Origin of the sequence: Terrabacter lapilli (assembly GCF_039531305.1) — a bacterium.
GTDB lineage: Bacteria > Actinomycetota > Actinomycetes > Actinomycetales > Dermatophilaceae > Terrabacter > Terrabacter lapilli.
In genome coordinates this window covers 31,974-51,349 of sequence record NZ_BAAAPU010000007.1, presented here as the reverse complement: position 1 = coordinate 51,349, position 19,376 = coordinate 31,974, and the positions used below count along the sequence as shown (strand labels likewise).

Sequence of the window (19,376 nt, the reverse complement as noted above, 5' to 3'; positions counted from 1 at the left end):
GCGAGTAGACAGGCGCCGAGTCGCTGACCGGCTTGCTTTTCGGCCGGCTCCGCGGCTGCCTCAGGCGTCGTCGCGGCCGAGCAGCTCGGCGACAGCGGCGCGCACCATGCGACGGCCGTGCTCGGCCATGCGGGGGAACGTGTGGCGGTAGTACCCGATCCCGGTCAGCGACGGCGCGAGGGCCCAGCCGCACGCCCGCACCCAGGTGGCGTCGTCCGGCGCGACGGCCTCGCGGTAGAGCGTGCGCGCGGTGCCGGTGAAGGTCCACAGGGCCGGTGCGAGGTCGGGGGCCGGGTCGCCGACGCCGACGGCGCCCCAGTCGATGACGCCCGCGAGGTGGCCCGCGTCGTCGACGACGAGGTTGCCGGGCTGCAGGTCGCCGTGGAACCAGACGGGGGCGCGGTCCCACTCGGGTGCGGCCAGGCAGATCTCCCACGCGCGCTCGGCCGCGTCGAGGTCGACGCCGTCGTCGTGGCCGCGCAGGCTCTCGAGGGCGGCGCGGACGTGGTGGTCGACGTGGTGCAGGGGCGTGCCACGTGACCCCGGAGGCTTCGTGGGTCCACCCTCCGGGTCGACCGACTGCAGGGAGAGCGTGAAGGCGGCCAGGTCGCGGGCCAGGGCCACGTCGTCGGAGCCGAGCCGCGGCGGCGTCGTGCCCTCGACCCACGGCACCACGGACCAGCGCCACGGGTAGGCCTCGGACGGCTCGCCGACGTGCGCCGGCACCGGGACGGCTGCGGGCACGTGGGGTGCGAGCCGCGGGAGCCAGCGGGCGTCCGACTCGGCCTGTCCGGCGGCCCACCCGATCTTCGGCATGCGGACGACGAGGTCGTCGCCGAGCCGGAAGAGCACGTTGTCCGTGCCCTCGACGTCGTCGGGCAGCGCGGTGACCGGCAGGTCGGTCCACTGCGGGCACTGGTCGTCGACCAGCCGGCGGACCAGCTCGGGCGTGGCGCGGACCTCGTCGTCATGCATCGGCACCCCGTCACGCTAGAAGTCGGTGCGTTTGCCGCGCGAACCCTTTTGTCGCGCAGTACGGTCGCGGCACCGGCGCGTGCAAGGGCGTGCCCGACGACAGGGGAGCCGTCATGGACGAGGGGCCGGAGTCACCGCTCGCGGCGGCGGAGCGGGCGATGCGTCGGCCCGCGACGGCCGGTTTGCTGGCACTGCTCATCCTCGTCAACGTCGTGATCTGGGCCTGGTTCGTGCAGCACCAGGACGACCAGCTGGAGCAGCTGCGGTCCGAGGTGTCGCAGGCGAGCGCGCAGGTGCCCACGCCGACGAGCGACCCGGCGCTGTGCTGGCTCATCGGCGCCTCGGCGCGTGCCGCGGGTCGCGGCGCGGCACTGGCGGGACAGCTGTCCGCCTCGGGCGTTCTCGACACCTGCAGCGAGGCCGCCATCCGGGGCGTCAACGGCGACGGGCCCTGACCGGTCCGGACCAGCCGACCGGCGCCGCCCCCGCCTGCTCGGGACTGTCGCCACCGCCCGATAGCGTTCTCGCCCGTGACCACGATCGACGCCGTGAGCCAGCCCGTCCGCACCGTGCCGGGGGTGTCGCTCGACGTCGTGCTCGGCCCGATGAAGTCGGGCAAGAGCCTGTCGCTGATCTCGATGCTCTCGCCGCTGCAGTTCACCCGGGTGCGGCATCGGGTCTACCAGTCCGAGCGGCACGTGCGTGACACCGGCGTCACCTCGCGCAGCGGTGGGGCGCTGGTGACGACCAAGGTCACCTCGCTGCGTGAGGCGCTGGCCGAGCCGCTCGAGGTGGTGGCGGTCGACGAGGTGCACATGTTCGACGTCGACGACGTGGCCGTCATCGAGCAGCTGCTGGCGCGCGGCACCCGCGTGGTGGTGGCCGGGATCGACCTCGACCACCGTGGCGAGCTCTTCGCCACCGTGCGTGCCCTGCTCGAGCTCGGGCCCGACACCGTCTCCTACCGTCGCGCGGTCTGCGACCGGTGCCGCGACTTCAGCGCCACGCACACCCAGGTGCTCCGCTCGGGTGAGCCGTTCCTCGAGCACCTGGGCGGCTCGGAGGCGCTGCCCGACGACGGCACCTTCAGCTACGAGGCGCGCTGCCGCTCCTGCTTCGTCCGCCCCGCCCGGTAAGGCGCCCCGGTCCGGGTCACCTGGCGACCCGACGCACCGGGGCCGCGTCGGGTCACCACGACGCGGCGCGGGGCCCGGTCGCCACGGTCGTGCACCCGCGCGCTCGGTCCGCCTCGAGCGTCCGGACGACCAGCGAAGCCCGCTCCCACGGGCGGTCCGCTGCGAGGAACGGCTCCTCGGCGCCCATCCAGCCGTCCCAGAACTCCTTCGCCTCCTCGGGGGTCCGGCCCAGCTCGACGTCCCGGCGCAGGCCGCGTTCCCGCGCCTCGAGCCGGTCCGACTGCACCCACACGACCGCGTCGGCCCGAGACGCCAGCGACGCGCGTCCCGCGCCGACCCCCTCGAGGACGAGGACGCGTACGCCCTCGGGCACCGCCACGGCACCGTCGCGTCCGTGCGTGACCCACGCCGGCGGGCGGAAGTCGACGTCCTCGCCACGGCGCCACGGCTCGAGGACGTGCGTGATCGCGAGCTCGTCCCACGCGACGGCGTCGTGGTTCCACGCCAGGTCATCGCTGTGCACGACGGCGCCGTCGAGCAACCGCGCCGCGCGCTCCGCGAAGGTCGTCTTGCCGCCGCCCGAGCGGCCGTCGACGAGCAGCACGCTGCGCCCGTCCCCGAGGACCTGGCGCAGGAGCTCGGCCAGCTCGGCGTCGTCGACGTGGCGCCACGGGCCCGCCTCGGTCTCCTCGGGGTGCAGTCGCATGCGGGGAGTATGCCGTCCGGCCGTGCAACCTATCGAGCGACCCCTGCGTCTTGGGTCGCCGGCCGTCGGCCGGTGCCGCCAGTCGTGGCGGCCAACGGACCTCTGGTCCATCGCAGGGGAAGGACGATCATCATGCGCAGGAGCTTCATGGCCTCAGTCGGAGTCGCCGCCGTCGGCATCGGGCTCGCCGTTCCGGCCGCGTGCGCGGCCGGAACGGGCGGCGCGCCCGTCGGCGCCCGCCCGGCCACCTCGGCTCGCGCGGCAGCCACCCCGACTCGTGCGGCAGCCGCCTGCGAACGCACGCTCTCGGCCTACCCGGTCCTCAGGCCCGGCGACAGGGGGCCGGCGGTCGGCGCACTCCAGTGCACGATCAACGACGCCGGTCTCGGGCCCGTCGCGGTCGACGGGTCCTACGGCCCGCAGACGAAGCGCGCCGTGGTGGCCGCTGCCAAGGGGACCGAGGGGGCGCCGGACACCTCCGGCCGGGTGAACAACTCGATGTGGGTCACGCTCATCAGCGCCGCCCTCAGTGACCGGACGCTGCGCAAGGGCTCCACCGGTGCGGACGTCGTGATCCTCCAGCGGGCCCTGCGCGCCCAAGGCTTGGCCATCACCGTCGACGGCCGGTTCGGCGCACAGACGCAGACCGTGGTGCGGGCCTTCCAGCGGGCCACCGGCAACACGCCTGACGGGGTCGTCGGTCCGTCGACCCTCTTCGCGCTGCACTCCGGCGGCTCGGGTCGCCTTGCCAACTGAACGACCGCCTCAGTCCCGGATGAGCAGGTAGGGCGTTGGCGAGGTGGTGGTGAGCACCTCGCACACGCCCTCCGTCGTGCACCCCGCGAGCCGGTGCCCGACGCGATCGCTCGCCGCCAGGACGAGCTCGTCGAGTCCGATCCGCAGGCTGGTGTCCTCGACGGTCACCCCCGCAGGCACCGCCACCCGGAGAACCGGTCGGCCACCGGTGGCCCGATAGACCCAGACGGCTGCGCCGGATGCCTGCCGCACGACGACGTAGCGCCCGTCGGCGCTCATGGTCACCGTGCCGGCCGGGCCGCAGGTCGGTGCCGCCACGGGTCGCTGGTCGGTCGTCGACCGCACCTGCCAGCAGATGGAGCCCGCTCGTTCCAGCGTCGTGTCGGTCGTTGCGTAGACCGCGCGCCGGGCCGCGTCGGACGCATCGAGCGCGGCATCCCCGGACACCTGGTCCAGGTGACGTGTCGCGGGATCCCACAACGACGTTCCGGTGGACGTGGTCATGAGCACGCGGTCACCGCTGAACCCCACGACCGACCGGATCGGTGAGGGGCCGGCCGACTCGGTCGACCCGCGGACCGTCCCCTGGGCGTCGCGGACGGTGAGGACGCCGGTCCGCACGTCGAGCAGGGCCCACCGCCTACCGGTGGCGTCGGCCACCGCCTGCCCGTCGACACCCGGCAGGGTCAGGGCGATCGCCCCGTCCGGTGCCTGCAGGACGACCTCGCCCTTCCCCGAGCTCGGTCGCAGCAGAAGCACCTTGGCCCCACCGTCGAGGTTGAGCACCGCGGAGAGGCCGTCCGTGGCGGCGAGCCGGGCAGACCCGGACGCGCCGTGATAGGTCCCGTCGACGGCATACGGCCGCACGACCCGCCCGGTGGGGGAACCGTTGGTGGGGAGCGTGGCCGTGTGCTCGGCGCTCGGGAGGGACGGGCGAGCAGGCGCGGTGTTCGACCCAGCCGGCCTGACGGGCGGCGCCGGGGATGCAGCCAGGCGCAGCGACACCGGTACCGCGACGGCGACGAGCGCGGCCGCGGCCGCCACGGTGCCCACCGACCGGCGTCGGCGGATCGTGCGCGCCTCACGGACGGCTGCGAGGGCGACGCCGCCACCCTCGACGGGCATGGTTCGAGCGATCCGCGCGAACGACTGCGTCACCTGCTCGGCGAGCCGGTCGTCCCGGTCCTCGCCGTCGTCGGGGTGTGTGACCTCGGCCGGGCTCATGCCGACACCTCCTCGAGCTTGACGCGCAGCGCAGCCAGCGCCCGGTGGGTCTGGCTCTTGACCGTGCCCACCGAGCAGCCGAGGATCTCGGCCGTCTCGCGCTCGGTGAGCTCCTCGTAGTAGCGGAGCACCACGGCGGCGCGCTGCCGCGGTGGGAGGGCGCACACGATCGACCACAGGTGGCGGTCGAACGCCTCCGGGCCGCCGTCGCCCACCGCGTCGGCGGCCAGGTCGACGTACGGCGTGCTGGCGAGCTCGTGACGCCGCCACGGCCGGCGCCAGGCGCTGACGTGCTCGTTGACGATGATGCGTCGAAGCCACGCGCCCCTCGAGCCCTGCGTGCGCACCGTGGCCCAGCGCAGGTAGGCCTTGGCCAAGGCGGTCTGCACGAGGTCCTCGGTGGCGTGGGGGTCGCCCGTGAGCAGGTAGGCGAAACGGAGCAGCCCGCCCTGGCGGGCGGTCACCCACGTCACGAAGTCGTCCTCCGAGTCGTCCACACCTGTCCTTCCGAGACTGCGTCGACGCTTCCAGACGCACGAGGGTGGCAGAAGGTTGCCTCTGGGCGTGCTCGTGGTTCTTCGGACCTCGGCGCTACGGGTCGGCCTCGTGGGTCGTGACGATGTCGTTGGCGGCCGCCCAGGCGGTGATGTCGCGCTTCTCGATCGCGGTGGCCATGAGGTCGGGGAAACGGTTCGGGGTGCAGGCGAAGGCCGGCACGCCCACCGCCGCGAGGGCGGCCGCGTGGTCGGCGTCGAAGCTCGGGCGTCCCGAGTCGCTGAGCGCCAGCAGGGCCACCATGGTGGCGCCCGAGGCGACGATCGACGAGGCGCGGCGCACCATCTCCTCGGCGATGCCACCCTCGTAGAGGTCGCTGATGAGCACGAGGATCGTCTCGCCCGGCTGATCGATGAGCCCCTCGCAGTAGGCCAGGGCCGAGTTGATGTCGGTGCCGCCGCCGAGCTGCACGCCGAAGAGCACGTCGACGGGGTCGTCGAGCTCGTCGGTGAGGTCGACGACAGCGGTGTCGAAGACGACGAGCCTGGTCTCGACCGAGCGCAGCGAGGCCAGCACGGCACCGAAGACGCTGGAGTAGACGACCGACTCGGCCATCGAGCCGGACTGGTCGATGCAGAGGATGATCCGCCGCTCGACCCGGCGGGCACGCCGGGCGTAGCCGACGAGCCGCTCGGGCACGACGGTGCGGTGCTCGGGCTGGTAGTGCTTGAGGTTGGCGGCGATGGTGCGGTGCCAGTCGATGTCGGCCGCCTTGGGCCGTCGCGTGCGAGCCGCCCGGTTGAGCGCCCCGGTGACGGCCTGCACGGTCTCGGCGCGCAGGCGCTCCTCGAGCTCGTCGGTGACCGTGCGGACCACCGCCCGCGCGGTCTGGCGTGACCGCTCGGGGATCACGCGGTTCAGGCCGACGAGCGTCGCGACGAGGCCGACGTCGGGCTGCACCGCCTCCATCAGCTCGGGCTCGAGGAGCAGCTGGGTCAGGCCGAGCCGGTCCATCGCGTCGTGCTGCATGACCTGCACGACCGAGGAGGGGAAGTAGCCGCGGATGTCGCCGAGCCAGCGGGCGACCCGCGGGGCGGAGGCGCCGAGGCCGCTGCGGCGCTCGCCGTCGTAGAGGTCGCGCAGCGCCTCGTCGCGCTTGAGGTCGTCGGCGTCGAGGCTCGCGGCGTCGCCGATGCCGTCGGACTGCTCACCGCCGAGGACGAGCCGCCAGCGGGTCAGCCGGTCGCGGTCGGTCACGAGGCCACCTCCAGCCCCAGCAGCCGGGCGACGGCAGCGATCGCCGGTGCCGCACGGTCGAGGTCGATCGACGCCGTCGTCGCCTGCGTACGCGTGCCGCTCGCGAGGTCGCGCAGGTGCGTCCCGATGAGGCGCCGTTCCGCCGGCTGGTAGCGCGAGAACGTGCGGCGCACGAGCGGCAGCAGGTCCTCGAACGTCTCCTCGGTCGCTCCGGCCAGCCACTCGTCGACGATGGTGAGCAGGTCGTCGCCGTGGATGAGCAGGAGGGCCTCACCGGTCAGGAACCCGTCGAGCCAGGCGGCTGCCGCGGGCGCCGGGGTGCCCGGCGAGAGGCGGCGGCTCAGGCGCGCGGCGGCGTCCGCGTGGGTGAGCAGCGCGCCGTCGAGCAGCAGCCGGTTGACGCGGCCGGCGACGGCGCCGTGGATGTTCTCGTCGCGTCCGACGGCCACGAGGGCCTCGGTCCACGGGTCGCGCAGGTCGTTGCGGTCGACGAGGGCGATGCCGCGGTGCGCCGCCTCGACGGCCGTGCGCATGGCCGCGGCGCCGTCGTCGTCGAGGCTCGAGCAGGCCGCGCGCAGCCCGACGGACGCGCGGACGACGACGGTCTGGAGCACGTGCGTGACGTCGGCGACGTCGACCCCTCGCACGTCGCCGTAGCGGCAGGTGCGGGCGAGCGGCTCGATGGTCTCGAGGAGGGCGCGGGTGTCGTGCTGCCGGGCCGTGCGCTCGGCGAGCGCCGCGACCACGGCCCGCAGCCCCTCCGGGAGGTCGGCGAGCAGACACTCCTCGATGAGCCGGCCGAGGACGCCGAGGTCGGGGGCGTCTCGGGCCGCCTCCGCGATGCGGGACTCGGCCGCGCTGCGGACGGTGGTGCCGTAGAGGCTCGCCTCGATGACGGCGACCGCCAGCTCCGGCGTCCACTCGAGCTCCCAGGCCTCCTTGAAGGTGCCCATGGTGCGCCCGGCCTCGACCGGGGTGCCCCACGGCACGTCGAGGACGCGCAGGCGGTGCAGCAGCACCGAGCGCGCGAGCTGGGACTCGCGGCGCAGGTCGAGCTGCACGACCGTCGAGGACGCAGAGGCTTTGAGCCGCAACGACTTCTGCTGCCTCGCGAGGTCGCTCGCGAGCGGCACCGTCGGCGTCGACTCAGGGACGTGGCCGAGCTCGTCGCCGATGACGAGGGTGCGGTCGATGAGCTGCAGCGGCTGGTCGGCGCCCTCGGTGAGCACCGCCCGGGCCGCGTCGGTCAGCTCGGCGAGGCCGACCGAAGGCCGCCCGCGCACCGCGGCCAGGGCCCCGGCCAGGCGCGTCGCCTCGACGACGGACGCGGTCGACGCGTCGAGGTTCTCGTCGCGCAGGGTCCGGGCGACGCGGACGAACCACGACGGCACGACCTCGTCGTCCGGGGTGACGAAGAGGTGGTGGTACCAGCCCGGCGACCGGACGCCGGCGCCGTAGCCACTGGCGTACGACAGCCGCTGCGAGCTCCACGGCGCCCATGTGGCCGCGACCTTGACCTTGGGCAGCTTGCTCAGCAGGGCGTTGTCGTGGCTGGCCGGCGGGAAGGAGGACGGGTCCAGGACGGGGGCGTGGTAGGCGCCGCAGACGACCGCGATGCGCTCGCGACCGGCACGCATCTCGGTGCGGATCACCTTGCGCATGAAGGCTTCCCGCCGCTCGTCGTCGTCGCCCTCGAGCGTGCCTCGGACGCCTTCCATCGCCTCGCGCAGCGCGGCGAAGTGGGCGAGCGACGAGGTGCGCCGGTGCTCGACGGCGTCCTCCCACCAGCGCTCCGGGTCGTCGTAGCCGGCGGCGCGGGCCAGCGCGGTGAGGGGGTCGACCCGCTCCCTCGGGCGGCGGCGCGGGGCCTCGGCGCCCGCAGCGCCCGGGGCGTCCTCGGCGCCCGCGAGGGCGTGGGTGGCCGGCAGGTCGGCGAAGCGGACGTCGACGCCGTGGGCGAGGGCCCACCGCAGCGCGACCCACTCGGGGGAGAAGGAGGCGAACGGGTAGAAGGCCGCCCGTCGCGGCTCGTCGGCGACGTAGACGAGCCCCGCCACGGGCGGCACGAGGTCGGGGTCGGCAGCCAGGGGCACGAGCGCGTCGAGCTCGGGCGGCCCCTCGATGACCACGACGTCGGGCCGCAGCTCCTCGAGGGCGTGCTCCACCGAGCGCGCCGAGCCGGGTCCGTGGTGCCGGACACCGAGGACCTCGACACGCGCCTCGACGCGGGGGCCGGTCATGCTCAGCCCAGCTCCCGGCACGCGCGGTAGAGGTCGGTCCACTCGCTGCGGTCCTTGACGACCGTCTCGAGGTACTCCTGCCACACGATCCGGTCCTGCACCGGGTCCTTGACCACGGCCCCGACCAGCCCGGCGGCGACGTCGTCGGCGCGGACGACGCCGTCGCCGAAGTGCGCGGCCAGGGACAGGCCGTTCGTCATGACCGAGATCGCCTCGGCCGTCGACAGCGTCGCCGACGGGGACTTCACCGTCGTGCGCTGGTCGGCGGTGACCCCGGAGCGCAGCTCGCGGAAGATCGTGACGACGCGCTCGATCTCGGCCAGCGACTCCAGGCCCGGCGGCAGCTCGAGCGACTTCCCGAGGGAGTCGACGCGCGTGCGGACGATCTCGACCTCCCGGTCGAGCGAGTCGGGCAGCGGCAGCACGACGGTGTTGAAACGGCGCTTGAGCGCCGAGGACAGGTCGTTGACGCCCTTGTCGCGGTTGTTGGCGGTGGCGATGACGTTGAAGCCCTGCTGCGCCTGCACCTCCGAGTCCAGCTCGGGGATCGGCAGGTGCTTCTCCGACAGGATCGTGATGAGCGCGTCCTGCACGTCGGCGGGGATGCGGGTCAGCTCCTCCACGCGGACGAGCGCACCCGTCTCCATCGCCCGCATGACCGGGCTCGGCACGAGCGCAGCACGGGTGGGTCCCTCGGCGAGCAGCCGGGCGTAGTTCCAGCCGTAGCGCAGCGACTCCTCCGGCGTGCCGGCCGTCCCCTGGACGACGAGCGTCGACGAGCCGCTGATCGCCGCGGCGAGGTGCTCGCTGACCCAGGTCTTCGCGGTGCCGGGGACGCCGAGGAGCAGCAGGGCCCGGTCGGTCGCGAGCGAAGCGACCGCGACCTCCATGAGCCGGCGGGACCCGAGGTACTTCGGCGTGATCTCGGTGCCGTCCTCGAGCGTGCCGCCCAGCAGGTAGGTCGTCACGGCCCACGGCGAGAGCCGCCACCGCGGCGGTCTGGGGCGGTCGTCGGTGGCCTGGAGCGCGACGAGCTCGGCGGCATACGCGTCCTCGGCATGGGCGCGCAGGACCGTGGTGGGAGAGGGGGACTCGCTCATCTGAAGGCCTCGGTGATCGATCGCTTGACGGAGTGGAACTGGAGCAGGTTGCGCAGGTTGGTCGTCAGGGTCTGGTCGGCGCCGGTGGACTCGAGCCAGCGCTCGAGCGGGTCCAGGGCGGCAGGGTGCAGCCCGGCGAGCAGGTGCGGCATCGTCGCGACGACGATCGCGGAGCCGAGCTGTGCGGCCCGCAGTCGCGACACCAGCGCGACGCTGAAGTCCGGCGACCACGGCGCCTCGACGGCCGCGATGACCGAGGCGGCATGGTGCGGCTTGCTGCTCGTGGCGTCGACGCGGGCCAGGACGGCGCGCTCGCGGAGCTCGCGGGGGAGGAGGGGCACGAGCGCCGGGTCCCAGCCCCGCTCGAGCAGCACTGTCGCCCAGTCGAGTTGGCGTCGGGCGAGCACGGCACGGCGTATGCCGGCAAGGACGTCCGTCGCCTGCGCGTCGGTGAGGCGCCCCACCGCCACGGCCGGCGCGGCCCCGGTCAGCTCGGCCCAGACCTCGAGCGGGGCGCCGGCACAGATCTGCTCGAGCCACCACCCGCGCGCCGAGCGCCGGGGCGGCGGCTTGCCGAGGCCGTCGCGCACGCCGGCGGCATCGGGCTCGTCGGGCAGCAGGACCTCCAGGCCCCGGCCGAGCAGGCCGGTGCGGCGCACGAGGGGCCGGAGCCGCTGCGCCATCCGGGCGGCGCGAGCGGAGGTAGGCAGGGCGTCGAGCAGCTCGGCGGCGGCCTCGCGCACGGTGCCGGCACGGTCGTCCAAGGCGGTCTCGAGCAGGGCCTCGTCGTCCGGCCCGAGGCCGATGCGCAGGGCGTCGAGGTGGGCACGCCGGTCGCGGGCGGAGTCGGTGTCCCACGTCGAAGCGACGAGGGTTCGCCCCTCGGCGGGGTGGTGCGCGCGGACGGCGGCCAGCACGCCCACGCGGTCGGCGGACGGCAGCCGGGCCCAGTCGTCCGACTGCGGGACCGCCTCGGAGACCCGCGAGGCCGTGTGGGCCTCGGCCCCGGCGGCGGCCTCGGCGACCCACGACCAGTCCGGCCGCAGCCCGGCGAGCCACCGTCCCCGCTCGTCGACCACGGCGGCTGTCGGGCGGCGCAGCTCGCGGTTGCCGGTGGCGAGCTCGAGGAGGGTGGGCAGCAGCGCGTGCGGCACCCGGCGGGCGGCGTCGTCGGCGGCACGGAGCCAGTGGACGAGCAGGCCGGTCCGCTGCGCGGCACCGGCCGGGGGCTGCGTCAGGACGAGCTCGAGCAGCTGGACGGCGCGCCGTGGGGCGACCGGCCGGCGGTCGTCGGCGGCTGCCTCGGGAGCCTCGGCCCGGTCCAGGAGCCGGCCGGCTCGCAGCGCGGCACTACCGAGCGCCGCCGCGTCGAGCAGCGCCTCCTCACGGGGCGCCCCCTCCGCGCGCGGTCGCACCCCTGCCGGGCCCAGGTCGGGCAGGGGCGGCACCGGCCGTCGCGCCGTGCCGACGAGCGCGGCGTTGCCGACCTCGCGCCACCACGCGTCGACGTCGCTCACGGCTCTCTCGGTGGCCACTGCCCCCGCAGCGCTCCCGGAGCTCACAGGGCCATCACCTCGTCACCCACGACGACCGACAGCGGTCGCAGGCGCGACTCCTCGAGCTCGCCGAAGAGCCGGGCCGGACGACCACCGGTCAGCGCCAGCAGCGGCCACACCGCGGCGTCGTCGGTCAACGACACGGTGGCGCCCTCGGCGTCGACGACCCGGTCGGTCCCGACCCGGGCATCGGCCACGACCACCGGCACGCGACGCGCCCAGGGGTTGAGCCCCCACGCCTCGGCGGCCGCCGACCGGGCGTCCTCGAGGGTGGATCCGGACGGCATACGCACGCTGTCGTCGGCGACGGTGGGCTCGTCGACGAAGAGCGCCCGCCTCACCGCGGCGCCGGGGTAGCGGGCGATCGTGGCGTCGAGGGCGGAGCCGACGACCCGGGCGACGGGCAGCACCTGCCCGCCGGCGGCGAAGTCGAGCACCTGCACGGTCTCGCCGGTGGCGGCGCCGCGCAGCCAGGTCCGCTGCTGCTGCAGCCGCCCGTCGTCGGTGCGGTGCGCGCCGAGGACGAGCCAGCGGTCGGTGACCGCGTCGGTGCGCCGGACCGACTCGCTGCTCGTGGCCCAGCCGAGATAGGCCCGCAGGTCGCCGAGCTGCGCCTCGTCGAGCGACTCGCGCGCCGCCCACGCTCGCGTCGCGGTCCACCAGCGCCCGACCGCCACCAGCAGCCGCTCCGCCCAGTCGGGCCGGCCGCTCACCGCGCCGCCGACCGAGCGCACGTCATCGGCGAGCCCGGGCAGCTGCGCGTCGACGAGCCGCGCCGCCGTGCCGTCCCACCACGCGTAGGACTGCTGCCGCGCCGACGCCGTGCCGCTGCGCACGAGGTCGGTGAGCCAGCGGGCGAAGTCGTCCATCCCGCCGTCCATGAGGGCGAGCCGCTCCTCCAGGCGCTTCGCCGCCGCGGCGGGGTCGGGGGTACGCGTCGGGCGGGCCGCCTCGCCCGCAGCCCTCGCCTCCGCCCGGGCCGAGCGCTCGGCCGCCCAGTCCTGCGCGAAGCCGGCGGCCTCGGCGGCGTCGGCCACCGCGCCGGACCCCTCCACCCAGAGCAGCAGCAGGGCGAGGCCGTGCTTGCAGGGGAACTTGCGGCTCGGGCACGTGCAGCGGAACGCCGGCCCGGTCAGGTCGATGCTCACCTGGTAGGGCGTCTTGCCGGAGCCCTGGCACTTGCCCCAGAGCAGGGTGTCGGTCGAGCCGGTGTCGGACCACGGGCCGGGACGAGCCAGCCTCCGGGCAGCGGCCAGCGACGAGGCGTCGGGGGCCAGGCCGGCCACCTGGGCTGCGGTCCATCGGGTCGCTCGCGTCATGACTCGCACATCATGACCGACACCTCCCACAGCGGGGGCCGATCGCGCGCTGCAGGTAGCGGACGGAGCGCCCGGACAGGGCGCCCCTTCCGGGGCCCGCCCGGCCGGGTGATGATGGCGCGGTGACCGACCTCGGCTCTGCCCACGTCCTCGTCCTCGGAGCCACCGGAGGCCTCGGGGGTGCCATCGCCAGGAGGCTCGCGGCGTCGGGCGCCCGGCTGACGCTGTCGGGCCGGGACGAGGACCGCCTGCGGTCGCTCGCTGCCCAGCTCGGTGAGGTGGGCCCCGACGCGGTGGTCACGACGGTGGCTGCCGACCTCACGAGGCCCGACGGCCCCAGCTCTGTCGTGCGCGCCGCCCACGACGCCGCGCCGCTGACCGGGGTGGTTAACGCGGCCGGCGTCGTCGCGTTCGGCACGGTCGAGGACCTCGACGACGACACGCTCGACGAGGTGCTCCTGCTCGACCTCGTCGCCCCGATCCGCCTCGCCCGCGCCGCAATCGGCGTCCTCCCCGAGGGCGGCTTCCTGGCGCAGGTCAGCGCGGTCGTCGCCGAGAAGGCGATGCCGGGCATGGCCGCCTACAGCGCGGCGAAGGCCGGGCTGACGGCCTTCGACGCCGCGCTCGCGACCGAGCTGCGTCGCCGCCGCATCCGCGTGCTCGACGCGCGCCCGCCGCACACCGAGACCGGTCTGGCCGCGCGTCCGGTCGCCGGGGAGGCGCCCCGGCTGCCGCAGGGCCTCGACCCCGATGCGGTCGCGGCCCGCGTCGTGCAGGCCCTCGCCGGCGACGAGCGCGACCTCCCGTCGTCGGCCTTCACCGCCTGACGTCGCGCGCGGACCGCTCGGGGGCGGCGGCGGGATGGCGCCGGCCGGGCAGCGCCGCGAGCGCCAGGACCAGCGCCACGGTGGCCAGGGCCACCACGGCGCCGACGACCGCCGCCCACCCGGGCCCCGACCACGCATACCCGAGCAGCCAGCCCACGAGGGCCGACCCGCCGTAGTAGGCGACGTTGTAGAGCGCGGTGGCCTGCGCCCGCCCCGTCGTCGCCCGGGCGCCGACACATGCCGAGGCCGTGGCGTGCGCGGCGAAGAAGCCGGCCGTCAGCACGAGCAGCCCGAGTACGACGACCGCCAGCGCGGAGGCGAGTGTCAGGAGCGCCCCGGCCGCCATCGTCACCGTCCCCGCGAGCAGCACCCGGCGCCGCCCGAAGCGCGGCACCCATCGGCCGGTCAGCCGCGAGCTGACGGTGCCGGCGGCATACGCGGCGAAGATGAGCGACCCGACCGTGGCGGGCAGCGCGAACTCGGGGCCCTCGAGCCGGAAGGCGAGGTAGTTGTAGACCGCGACGAAGCCGCCCATGAGCAGCGCGCCCTGCGCGTAGAGCGCCAGCAGCGCGGGGTCCCGGAGGCTGGTGCGTATGCCGTCCGCGACGGTCCGTGCGCTCGCCGCGCTCGTGGGCCGGTAGCCGCGCGGCCGGGGCATGAGCCGCAGGAAGACGACGGACGCGGCGGCGCAGACGGCTGCCACCGTGAGCAGCGCGGGCCGCCAGCCGACGAGCCCGGCGAGCGGCCCGGCGATGAGGCGCCCGGCGGCGCCGCCGATGGTCGTGCCCGAGATGTAGGCGGCCGCAGCCGCGGCGGTGTGGCCGGCGTGCACCTCGTCGTGGAGGTAGGTCACGGCGAGCGCCGGGATCCCGCCGAGGGCCATCCCCTCGACGAGCCGCAGCCCGAGCAGCACCCCGAGGTTCGGTGACAGGGCGACGAGGACGCCCAGCACGGCGGAGGTCACGATCGCGACCTGCATGGCCCGCAGCCGGCCGACCCGGTCGGCCACCCACGACCACGGGAGCACGGCGAGGGCCACGCCGAGCGTCGCGAGCGAGACGGACAGGGCGGCGTCGGCGGGACTGACGTGCAGGCCGCGGGCCAGGGTCGGCAGCAGGCCCTGCGGGGAGTAGAGCTGCGCGAAGGTCGCGAGCCCCGCGGCGCCGAGGCCCACGAGGATGCGGCGGTACTCCCGGCTCGCGGGGAGGTGGCCGTCCCAGGTCATCGACTCACCCGCACCCGACTCGACGCGGTCGTCGGTTGCGGCGCTCAGACGGCGGTCGACTCGTCGGCGGCCCCGCTCGACCGGCCGGAGTGGCCGAGCTGGGCCTCGAGCGTCCGGGCGGCCTCGACCGGGTCGCCGCGCAGGACCGAGGCGTGGCACAGGTCGGCCACCTCCTCCGTCGCTCCTCGGGCTGCGAGGAGGACGGTAGTCGTCTCGGCGAGGCGCCGCAGGGCCGGGGCCTGCGCCGCGAAGGCGGTACTTCGGTGGGCGGAGAGCACGAGCACCTCGGGCTCGAGGGTCCGGCAGGTGTGGACGAGCTCGCTCGTCGGGGTGCTCGCGCCGAGGTAGCAGGTGCGCCAGCCGAGGCGCGAGAGCGCGATGCTCGTGGCCATGAGCCCGAACTCGTGGCGCTCGCCGGGCAGGCAGGCGAGGACCGCGAGCGGGCCGTCGGTCGCTTCGTCGGCTCCCATGAGGACCGACAGTCGCAGCCGGATGACGTTGCTCGCGAAGTGTTCCTGGCCGACCCCGATGGAGCCGTTGGACCAGCGTTCGCCGACGTCGTGGAGGTAGGGCAGCACGACGAGGGACAGCGCGTCCTCGACGCCGAGGGTGTCGAAGACCTCGCCGAGGACCCGGTGGCCACCGGTCTCGTCGAAGACCTCGAGCGTGTCCTGCAGGCGTGCGCGCCACTCGAGCGGGCTGGTGCGGCCTGGGCTGGTCATGGGTGAGCTCCTCACGTCTGCGCCGGCGGGCGGGGAGCGTCCCTAGCCCGAACTAGCGCCACGTACCCGCTCGGTCGCGTTTGCGAACACCCACTGCGGGAAAAGTCGGTTGCGTCCGGCGGTGCCGCGAACAGGATGGGCGTATGCCGTCCGCTGCCGCGCCGCTCGCCGGCCCCCTCCTCGAGGTGGCGTGCGACGAGTCCGGCTCGGAGGGGGAGAAGCTCGTCCGCGGCAGCACCGACACGTTCGCGCACGCCAGCGTCGAGGTGGCACCGGCCGCGGCCGTCGCCACGATCGAGCGGGTCCGGGTGCAGGCGCGGTCGCCGGCCACCGAGGTCAAGGCCGGCGTCGTGCTGCGGCCGCAGAACCGAAGGCTGCTCGAGTGGCTGCTCGGCGACGACGGTCCGCTGCTCGGGCACGCGCACGTCCACCTCACCGACAAGGCCCTGCACCTGACGGAGCGCATGCTGCACCTGCTGCCGGAGCCGGAGCCGGAGGGGGAGCCGGAGGTGGCCGGCCCGGACGCCCTCGCACGGGCGTGCACGGTGCACCGGGCGGCGTCGGAGCGGCTCGGGCGGGAGGGCTGGCTCTCGGTGCTCTCCGAGTTCAACGACCTGGTGCGAGCCGCGTCCCCGGCGCAGGCGGCGGCCGGCGCGTCGAGCCTGGCGTGCAGGCTGTCCGGGCTCGACGGCCTGCTGCCTGCCGGTCTCCTCCAGGTGCCGGTCGATCCCGACGGGGTGCTGCGGCTCGTGGCCCGCGGGCGGGGCACGCTCGACCCGATCGTCCCGGCGCTGGCGGACGCCCTGCGCCACTGGTCGGCGGCCGGCCGCCCGCTCTGGGTCGTCCACGACGTGCAGTCCGCCCTGACCGATGCGGCCGTCGAGCGGGCCGTCGCCCGCAGCGGCAGCGTGACCTCCGCCGTCCTCCGTGGTGTCAGCTTCGTCGACTCGCACGACGACCCGCGGGTCCAGCTCGCCGACTTCCTTGCCGGGGCCGTGCGGCGCATCGCCTCGCAGGTGCTCGCCGGTGAGGCCGACGCGGGGCTCGTCGAGCTCGTCGCCCCCTACGTGAGTGAGCGCTCGACCTGGCTCGGACCGTGGCTCCGGGACCCGGGCTCACGCGCCGGGGGTGCCGCTCGGCGACACGGGTCGGAAGGGGAGAGTGCCGCGGCCCGCACGTGACCCGGCCCGGACCCGCGTGGGGTCCGGGCCGGGGCGTCTGGCGGGTCGATGCCGGGGGTCAGCGGAAGAGGTCGAGCTTGCCGTACTTCTCCGCGAGCAGGTAGTAGACCGTGACGCGGTTCTTGGTCCGATCCCCCTTCAGGGTCTGCCCGACCTCGGCCAGCGAGGCGTCCAGCTCGGCGTCCGACTCGGTGAGCCCGAGCTTCTTCTTCATAAAACCGTCTCGCACCCGGTCGAGCTCGCTCTTGTCGCTGAACGACACGAGAGCCGAGTCACGCTTCTGCAGTGCGATCCCGCAGTGCCGGACGATGCCTTTGATGGCGGCGTCGTCGGCGTCTGGCGAGTACGTGCGGACGTCTGCTGCCCAGTCTTCTGCCATGCGTCGTGCCCCTCTACTTCCGGTCGGATGGAACACGACGGACGCTAGACGCAAACGACCCAGCCCGTGTGGGGAAGCGGCCGAGCAGGTTCAGTGCCGCTCGACCGGTGCCCTCATGCGGTCAGTGCAGCCCAGGTGCGAGCGCCGACGACGCCGTCGGCCGTGAGCCCGATCGACTGCTGGAATGCCTGCGTCTTCGTGGCCGTCATCGAACCGAAGACCCCGTCCGCCGTGAGCCGGTAGCCGCGGTGGGTCAGCAGCTCCTGCGCGGCCACGACGGCCTGTCCGCGAGAGCCGCGCCGGACCGTGACGACCAGCGCCGACCACGTCCTCGGGCCGACGATCCCGTCGGCCACGAGGTCCTCGGACCGCTGGAAGGAGACGACGCGGCTCTGCGTCGTGGGCCCGAACGAGCCGTCGACCGTGAGGCTGAGCCCGTGCCGGCGCAGCAGGTGCTGGACCGCCCTGACCCGGAAGCCGGTCGCGCCGCGACGGACCGTCGTCCACGTGACCGGCGCGGGCGCCGGTGTTCCGCCACCGCCACCGCCCCCGCCGAGCCGCTTCGCCAGGGCGGCGAGGCGTGCGTCACCGGGACGGACGTTGATCTCGAAGTGCATCTCGTCCTTGCGCCCCGAGTAGTCGCCGCCCCAGCGCACGACACCGTTGCACGCGTCGAGGATCGAGCGGATGTGCGAGCGCTGCGTCGCCGTGAAGGTGCCCGACCTCCCGAGCGGGTGCCGCGGGGCATTGAGGTCGATCGCGGTGCCGCTCGAGTGGTTCGACAACGTGGTGCTGCCCGAGATCGCGCGGTAGCTGTGCCCCCAGCACCAGCCCTTGACGAGCGCCTCGACCTCGCGGTCGAAGCGGCGGGCGACGTAGCCGAGGACCACGTGCACGTCGCCGCGGCGCACGCCGGCCGGGAAGGTCGCGGCGCCCACGGCGAGCGGGCTGAGCGGGACGGCCGACGACGAGCCCGCGGGCCATCCGTTCTGCGAGGTGGCGGCCTGCGCGGCCGTCGCCGTCGCGGCGACGACGCCGCCCGTGAGGAGGAGGCCGCCCGCGCCGCGGAGCAGGGTGCGGCGGCCGACGGTGGTGTTCGCCGTGCTGGCAGTGCTGGCGGTGCTGCCGGTGCTGACGGTGCTGGCGGTTTCGTGGAGCTCACACATGCTGACCCCTGTGGTGAGTGGCGGTGCTCCGGCGCGGGCGCGTCGGCAGCGCCGACGCTAGGGGCGAGCAGCGTTGCCGTACATGGGGAGCACTCCCCAGCGGCTCACCCCGACGAGCGCGGCTCGGTGCCCGAACCCGCGCCCGTCCCCGACGCGACGAGGGCGTCCCCGAGCGCGGTGCGCCAGTAGAGCACCTCGCGCCCCGACCGGCGGCGCAGCACCACACCGGCCGCGAGCAGGACCTTCAGGTGGTCCCCGACCGAGCCCAGCGGCATACCCGTCGTGGCGACGAGCCCGCTTGTGCTGCAAGGGGTCTCGAGGGCTGAGAGGAGGCGGGCACGGGACCGGCCGACCAGGCGCTCGAGCCCGTCTGCGGCGCCGCCGGAGACGGGAGCCAGCGCTCCGGCGACGGGGTAGTAGACGGCATACCTGCTCGGGAGCAGCCAGCCCACCCAGCGGGCCCGGTGGTTGACGGGCACGAAGAGCAGGTCGGCGTCGTCAGGGAGCACGCGGGAGGGCAGGTCGTAGTTGTTGATCCGCAGGTGCCCCTTGCCGACCCACTCGCGGTCGCGGCCGAGGTCGCGCAGCACGGCGGCCCAGCCGTGCGTGGCGAGCCGGGAGGTCCGCGACACGACGTCGGCGCGCAGGATGCGTTCGCGTCGGGCCCAGTCGGTCGCGAGCACGTGCGTCCACACCCACTGCAGCAGCTGCGCGGCCTCCTCGGCGACGCCGTCCCTGCCCAGCACCTCGGGGAGGCGGCCGGTCGACGAGCTCTCCGCGAGCTGCACGCGCACGAGGTCGTCGCCGAGCGCACGCACGTCGCCGAGCTCCTCCTCGAAGGTGCGCCCGCCCGCCGCGGGCGGCAGGCACAGCCAGTCGGAGATCCAGCCCTTGCGCCAGCTGTGGTCGAGCACCGCCCGGCGCACCGGGTGGGCCTCGAGCATCCCCCGAAACGCCTCGCCGTGGGCGGCGGCGAGGGCGCGCCCCTCGGGGTCCGACGGGCGTACGAGGTCGTTGAGGGCGCCGGCCGTCTCGATGCGCGGGGAGACGACGAAGCGGCTCCGGGCGAGCAGGTCGGCGGAGATCTGCCACGTTCCCATGTTTCGCCTCCT

The 19,376-nt window shown here is 74.9% G+C and carries 19 protein-coding genes; 5 read left to right on the top strand and 14 right to left on the bottom strand.

All coding sequences use genetic code 11. The features are described from left to right. Nucleotides 1–60: 60 nt before the first annotated feature. Nucleotides 61–975 carry an aminoglycoside phosphotransferase family protein gene (locus ABD241_RS08100; protein WP_344063450.1) on the bottom strand — a complete coding sequence of 305 codons (915 nt, stop codon included), beginning with the start codon at nt 973–975 and terminating at the stop codon, nt 61–63. Between the two features lie 113 nt (nt 976–1,088). On the opposite strand from ABD241_RS08100, the gene ABD241_RS08095 reads away from it, so the two are divergent. Together ABD241_RS08095 and ABD241_RS08090 are read left to right on the top strand one after the other, a co-directional pair. Next, on the top strand, nt 1,089–1,430 hold the full coding sequence (locus ABD241_RS08095) for a hypothetical protein (RefSeq protein ID WP_344060311.1): 342 nt from the start codon (nt 1,089–1,091) through the stop codon (nt 1,428–1,430). A gap of 75 nt (nt 1,431–1,505) precedes the next feature. After that, nucleotides 1,506–2,111, top strand: a complete 606-nt coding sequence (locus ABD241_RS08090) for a thymidine kinase (RefSeq protein ID WP_344060308.1) — start codon at nt 1,506–1,508, stop codon at nt 2,109–2,111. Nucleotides 2,112–2,163: 52 nt separating this feature from the next. On the opposite strand, the gene ABD241_RS08085 is transcribed toward ABD241_RS08090, so the two are convergent. After that, nucleotides 2,164–2,817 carry a uridine kinase family protein gene (locus ABD241_RS08085; RefSeq protein ID WP_344060305.1) on the bottom strand — a complete coding sequence of 218 codons (654 nt, stop codon included), beginning with the start codon at nt 2,815–2,817 and terminating at the stop codon, nt 2,164–2,166. A gap of 147 nt (nt 2,818–2,964) precedes the next feature. On the opposite strand from ABD241_RS08085, the gene ABD241_RS08080 reads away from it, so the two are divergent. After that, complete coding sequence (locus ABD241_RS08080; protein ID WP_344060302.1) at nt 2,965–3,573, top strand: peptidoglycan-binding domain-containing protein; 609 nt, start codon at nt 2,965–2,967, stop codon at nt 3,571–3,573. A 9-nt stretch (nt 3,574–3,582) separates the two neighbouring features. On the opposite strand, the gene ABD241_RS08075 is transcribed toward ABD241_RS08080, so the two are convergent. From ABD241_RS08075 to ABD241_RS08045, 7 genes are all read right to left on the bottom strand, one after another. Then, nucleotides 3,583–4,797, bottom strand: coding sequence for a hypothetical protein (locus ABD241_RS08075; RefSeq protein WP_344060300.1), 1,215 nt, complete (start codon nt 4,795–4,797; stop codon nt 3,583–3,585). Next, nucleotides 4,794–5,294 carry a SigE family RNA polymerase sigma factor gene (locus ABD241_RS08070; RefSeq protein ID WP_344060298.1) on the bottom strand — a complete coding sequence of 167 codons (501 nt, stop codon included), beginning with the start codon at nt 5,292–5,294 and terminating at the stop codon, nt 4,794–4,796. Before ABD241_RS08070 ends, ABD241_RS08075 begins: the two co-directional genes overlap by 4 nt. Nucleotides 5,295–5,388: 94 nt before the next feature. Further along, nucleotides 5,389–6,549, bottom strand: a complete 1,161-nt coding sequence (locus tag ABD241_RS08065; protein ID WP_344060295.1) for a VWA domain-containing protein — start codon at nt 6,547–6,549, stop codon at nt 5,389–5,391. Further along, entirely contained in the window at nt 6,546–8,789 is a 2,244-nt protein-coding gene (locus ABD241_RS08060) for a DUF5682 family protein (protein WP_344060292.1), read from the bottom strand. The genes ABD241_RS08065 and ABD241_RS08060 overlap by 4 nt, the downstream gene beginning before the upstream one ends. Before the next feature lie 2 nt (nt 8,790–8,791). Then, entirely contained in the window at nt 8,792–9,889 is a 1,098-nt protein-coding gene (locus ABD241_RS08055; protein ID WP_344060289.1) for an ATP-binding protein, read from the bottom strand. After that, on the bottom strand, nt 9,886–11,406 hold the full coding sequence (locus ABD241_RS08050) for a DUF5691 domain-containing protein (protein ID WP_344060286.1): 1,521 nt from the start codon (nt 11,404–11,406) through the stop codon (nt 9,886–9,888). Before ABD241_RS08050 ends, ABD241_RS08055 begins: the two co-directional genes overlap by 4 nt. Before the next feature lie 41 nt (nt 11,407–11,447). Further along, on the bottom strand, nt 11,448–12,764 hold the full coding sequence (locus ABD241_RS08045) for an SWIM zinc finger family protein (RefSeq protein ID WP_344060283.1): 1,317 nt from the start codon (nt 12,762–12,764) through the stop codon (nt 11,448–11,450). A gap of 122 nt (nt 12,765–12,886) precedes the next feature. Between ABD241_RS08045 and ABD241_RS08040 the strand changes: the two genes are divergently transcribed. Further along, nucleotides 12,887–13,591, top strand: coding sequence for an SDR family NAD(P)-dependent oxidoreductase (locus tag ABD241_RS08040; RefSeq protein WP_344060279.1), 705 nt, complete (start codon nt 12,887–12,889; stop codon nt 13,589–13,591). On the opposite strand, the gene ABD241_RS08035 is transcribed toward ABD241_RS08040, so the two are convergent. Next, nucleotides 13,581–14,816 carry an MFS transporter gene (locus tag ABD241_RS08035; protein ID WP_344060276.1) on the bottom strand — a complete coding sequence of 412 codons (1,236 nt, stop codon included), beginning with the start codon at nt 14,814–14,816 and terminating at the stop codon, nt 13,581–13,583. The genes ABD241_RS08040 and ABD241_RS08035 overlap by 11 nt on opposite strands. A 44-nt stretch (nt 14,817–14,860) precedes the next feature. Further along, on the bottom strand, nt 14,861–15,538 hold the full coding sequence (locus ABD241_RS08030) for a cobalamin B12-binding domain-containing protein (RefSeq protein ID WP_344060274.1): 678 nt from the start codon (nt 15,536–15,538) through the stop codon (nt 14,861–14,863). Between the two features lie 143 nt (nt 15,539–15,681). Here ABD241_RS08030 and ABD241_RS08025 point away from each other — a divergent pair, with 143 nt between their 5' ends. Next, entirely contained in the window at nt 15,682–16,719 is a 1,038-nt protein-coding gene (locus tag ABD241_RS08025) for a DUF3800 domain-containing protein (RefSeq protein ID WP_344060271.1), read from the top strand. A 58-nt stretch (nt 16,720–16,777) separates the two neighbouring features. Here the strand turns inward: ABD241_RS08025 and ABD241_RS08020 are convergent, their stop codons facing one another. The 3 genes from ABD241_RS08020 to ABD241_RS08010 all read right to left on the bottom strand — a co-directional run bounded on the left by ABD241_RS08020 (nt 16,778) and on the right by ABD241_RS08010 (nt 19,364). After that, complete coding sequence (locus ABD241_RS08020; protein ID WP_344060268.1) at nt 16,778–17,098, bottom strand: DUF2853 family protein; 321 nt, start codon at nt 17,096–17,098, stop codon at nt 16,778–16,780. Nucleotides 17,099–17,211: 113 nt separating this feature from the next. Then, entirely contained in the window at nt 17,212–18,264 is a 1,053-nt protein-coding gene (locus ABD241_RS08015; protein ID WP_344060266.1) for a peptidoglycan-binding protein, read from the bottom strand. Nucleotides 18,265–18,368: 104 nt separating this feature from the next. Then, complete coding sequence (locus ABD241_RS08010) at nt 18,369–19,364, bottom strand: ArsR/SmtB family transcription factor (protein WP_344060264.1); 996 nt, start codon at nt 19,362–19,364, stop codon at nt 18,369–18,371. Between the last annotated feature and the right edge of the window lie 12 nt (nt 19,365–19,376).

Excerpts from the sequence above, each read along its gene's own strand:
- ABD241_RS08025 (WP_344060271.1), top strand. The coding sequence starts at position 15,682 with ATGCCGTCCGCTGCCGCGCCGCTCGCCGGCCCCCTCCTCGAGGTGGCG.
- ABD241_RS08030 (WP_344060274.1), bottom strand. The coding sequence starts at position 15,538 with ATGACCAGCCCAGGCCGCACCAGCCCGCTCGAGTGGCGCGCACGCCTG.
- ABD241_RS08085 (WP_344060305.1), bottom strand. The coding sequence starts at position 2,817 with ATGCGACTGCACCCCGAGGAGACCGAGGCGGGCCCGTGGCGCCACGTC.
- ABD241_RS08095 (WP_344060311.1), top strand. The coding sequence starts at position 1,089 with ATGGACGAGGGGCCGGAGTCACCGCTCGCGGCGGCGGAGCGGGCGATG.
- ABD241_RS08035 (WP_344060276.1), bottom strand. The coding sequence starts at position 14,816 with ATGACCTGGGACGGCCACCTCCCCGCGAGCCGGGAGTACCGCCGCATC.
- ABD241_RS08015 (WP_344060266.1), bottom strand. The coding sequence starts at position 18,264 with ATGTGTGAGCTCCACGAAACCGCCAGCACCGTCAGCACCGGCAGCACC.
- ABD241_RS08080 (WP_344060302.1), top strand. The coding sequence starts at position 2,965 with ATGGCCTCAGTCGGAGTCGCCGCCGTCGGCATCGGGCTCGCCGTTCCG.
- ABD241_RS08060 (WP_344060292.1), bottom strand. The coding sequence starts at position 8,789 with ATGACCGGCCCCCGCGTCGAGGCGCGTGTCGAGGTCCTCGGTGTCCGG.
- ABD241_RS08020 (WP_344060268.1), bottom strand. The coding sequence starts at position 17,098 with ATGGCAGAAGACTGGGCAGCAGACGTCCGCACGTACTCGCCAGACGCC.
- ABD241_RS08010 (WP_344060264.1), bottom strand. The coding sequence starts at position 19,364 with ATGGGAACGTGGCAGATCTCCGCCGACCTGCTCGCCCGGAGCCGCTTC.
- ABD241_RS08045 (WP_344060283.1), bottom strand. The coding sequence starts at position 12,764 with ATGACGCGAGCGACCCGATGGACCGCAGCCCAGGTGGCCGGCCTGGCC.
- ABD241_RS08055 (WP_344060289.1), bottom strand. The coding sequence starts at position 9,889 with ATGAGCGAGTCCCCCTCTCCCACCACGGTCCTGCGCGCCCATGCCGAG.
- ABD241_RS08075 (WP_344060300.1), bottom strand. The coding sequence starts at position 4,797 with ATGAGCCCGGCCGAGGTCACACACCCCGACGACGGCGAGGACCGGGAC.
- ABD241_RS08100 (WP_344063450.1), bottom strand. The coding sequence starts at position 975 with ATGCATGACGACGAGGTCCGCGCCACGCCCGAGCTGGTCCGCCGGCTG.